This is a genomic window from Mesorhizobium prunaredense (assembly GCF_900156895.1).
Classification (GTDB): Bacteria; Pseudomonadota; Alphaproteobacteria; order Rhizobiales; family Rhizobiaceae; genus Mesorhizobium; species Mesorhizobium prunaredense.
Genome location: NZ_FTPD01000036.1, coordinates 6197 through 8413, shown reverse-complemented (window position 1 = coordinate 8413; position 2217 = coordinate 6197). Strand labels below are relative to the sequence as shown.

Annotated in this window: 1 protein-coding gene and 1 tRNA gene; both read left to right on the top strand. The window is 59.8% G+C overall.

What is annotated here, in order from left to right:
* Window positions 1-11: 11 nt before the first annotated feature.
* Window positions 12-74: transfer RNA gene (locus BQ8794_RS35730), tRNA-Ser, on the top strand.
* Window positions 75-616: 542 nt separating this feature from the next.
* Window positions 617-1543, top strand: a complete 927-nt coding sequence (locus BQ8794_RS23595; protein WP_077381048.1) for an adenylate/guanylate cyclase domain-containing protein — start codon at window positions 617-619, stop codon at window positions 1541-1543.
* Window positions 1544-2217: the final 674 nt, after the last annotated feature.

Sequence of the window (2217 nt, the reverse complement as noted above, 5' to 3'; positions counted from 1 at the left end):
ATGTGTCATGAACGGTAGTGGTTTTCTGCCCTTTCACGGCGGTAACAGGGGTTCGATTCCCCTTCGGCGTGCCAATCTTTTCAATGGTTTACGGGAAATTTGCACTCCCAATCGAATTCTGAGTCTAAAACGAGCCCAAAATCCGGATCGCATTTTCAGGCTTCCAGTTCGGATCAGGCCATGACGGTGCCGGGGATCGGTTCGCTTCACGCGGCGGTCTACTTGGACGACGTCGCACGGCATGCCGCTGCGATCCTCCGGTACAATCACCACGGTGATCTCGACAGCGGCCTGCCGGGCTCCATCGGGGCTCCGGGCTTGGCAGCTGGCGCTCCGGCCCGCAAAATAAGAAGAACGCGAAACGTCGACGATGCAGCTTCCGCAGGACGCGACGGAAGCGGTCACCATCCATGACTTCGGGACCCTCCCCCGCCGGGCGGCTTTTCTGGCCCTCCGGTCGACACAACGCGTCTTCCTGTTCGCTGCGGCCAGAACCGCCATCCCCGCGCCCAGAAAGAGTGTTTTCAGTATCTTCATGCGACGCGGGAATGCGACGTAGACTCAGCCACCGGAGCACGGCAAGCTTCGGCTGCTCTCATCGAGCAGGGACAGTTCAATGTCGGCGACACGACGCAAACTGACGACCATCTTCTCGGCGGATGTTCAGGGCTATACGCGCCTGATGGTAGCCGACGAAGAAGGAACGCTGGCGACTCTGAAACAGTACAGGGACGCAATGGCGCGCCTAATCGAGGCTCGTGGCGGGCGTGTCGTCAACACTTGGGGCGACGGGTTGATCGCCGAATTCCCGAGCGTGGTCGAGTCCGTCCGGACGGCCATCGACGTTCAGAACGAGTTGGCCGGGCACAATGCCGTTCGCCCGGCCGAAACGCAGATGCGCTTTCGGATTGGAATCAACCTTGGCGACGTCATGGTCGAGGGAGATGACATTTATGGAGACGGCGTCAACATTGCCGCCCGCATTCAGACCGCCGCCCCGGCAGGCGGGATCGTGATCTCAAATACGGTGTACGATCAGGTCCGCAACAAAATGGCGGTCGGGTTCGAGTTCCTGGGCGACCTCGCCATCAAGAACATCGAAGAAGGTGTGCCGAGCTACGTTGTCCGGATCGGCGGTGAGAAGAGCGGGGCCGAGGCGGTGGCGCGCCGCGCCGAACCGGCCGCTGACGGGCGGTCGCGCGACGCCGACCGGTCTGGCGCTTTCCTCGGGCGCAGGATCAGCCGGAAATTCCTTCTGCTTGCCTTGATCGCGCTGGGGTTGGTGGCCATCAATGTGCTTTCGTGGAATGGGATTTTCTGGGCTGAGTGGCCGATGCTCGCCGTGGCGGTTCTGGCGGGCCTCCGCTGGGCAAGCATGACGAGCCTCATCAATCGGGGCGTCGCCATGCTGAGTGTCGTCGCATTGGGGGTCGTCGGTGTAAACCTGCTGACCTGGAACGGGATTTTCTGGGCGAAATGGCCGCTACTCGGCATCGCGCTTGCGGGAGGCATCGGCTGGATCATCCGGAAACGGGCGTCATGAGCAGGCTACATGCCTGATCGTCCAGTTCTCAGTTTCATCCCCTTGGGGCGTACCAGCAAAATCAAGCACTTAGTTAATTCGAATCCTGATGCGTCGAATATTGGTCGAATAAATGTCGGCGAAATGCTGGCGGACGCTATCGGCGGAATCCGTGCGAAATCGTTGTGAAAAAGCGCTATACTAAGATCAAAAGCGATCGGGCGAACGGGACAATCAGCCAGACGGACGATCCGATGCCCGCAAGACGAAGCGTCAGAAAAGGCGCGAAGACGAACACACGCGCATCGCCATCAGAGTGGAGCGCTGCGAGGCGAGCGTCGAAGCTGCCGTCAATTACAACGTCTACACGCCGCAATCCGCTTGGAACTCAGACGATGACGACCCACTGTATCGGTTCACTACGCGACTGGCCGTCGCCGGAATATCCACCTACCCGGAGGAACGGGCGGGCGACACCTATGAGGTCACAATCTATGGCGACAACTTGGGCTCAGGCGACATTCGTGCGACGCTCAAAGATGTGCAGGCGCGTGACGAACACGGCTCGCCTCAATATCGTTCATATCGCGGACCCGACATTGTGTAGACGCGCCGCCGTTCATCGACGGTTCAGGCTCCTTGGCGTAAACTGGATAGCCAGCAACTGCGTCTTCCTATTCAGAGGAGTCCGCGAT

Excerpts from the sequence above, each read along its gene's own strand:
- BQ8794_RS23595 (WP_077381048.1), top strand. The coding sequence starts at position 617 with ATGTCGGCGACACGACGCAAACTGACGACCATCTTCTCGGCGGATGTT.